Origin of the sequence: Streptococcus pseudopneumoniae (genome assembly GCF_001072375.1) — a bacterium.
GTDB lineage: Bacteria > Bacillota > Bacilli > Lactobacillales > Streptococcaceae > Streptococcus > Streptococcus pseudopneumoniae_L.
Genome location: NZ_JVKV01000118.1, coordinates 1 through 362 on the forward strand (window position 1 = coordinate 1; position 362 = coordinate 362).

Below are 362 nucleotides of genomic sequence, written 5' to 3' on the forward strand. Positions count from 1 at the left end.
GCCGCTGTTCATAATGTGCCAGCCTTTGAAGGTGGTGTGAACGGTGAGGAAGCCGCGGTCCATGAAGTTCCAGAGGGTAGTCTAGTAGAAAGCTCAAAAGGAGAGTCTGTCATTCATGACGTTCCAGCTTTTGAAGGTGGTGTCAATGGTGAGGAAGCAACTACATCAGAAGTCCCAGAATTTGAGGGTGGCGTCAATGCAGTAGAATCCGCTAAGTTAGATTCTCCAGAATACACAGGTGGTGTCAATGCAGTGGAATCCGCTAAGTTAGAGGTGCCAGAATATACAGGTGGTGTGAATGCAGTAGAATCTGCTAAGTTAGAGGTGCCAGAATATACAGGTGGTGTCAATGCAGTGGAATC

General features: G+C 47.5%; 1 protein-coding gene. It reads left to right on the top strand.

Annotated features, from left to right (window positions below):
• On the top strand, positions 1–362 hold a 362-nt coding region (locus ADH31_RS10060; protein WP_049510459.1), incomplete at both ends, for an SIALI-17 repeat-containing surface protein.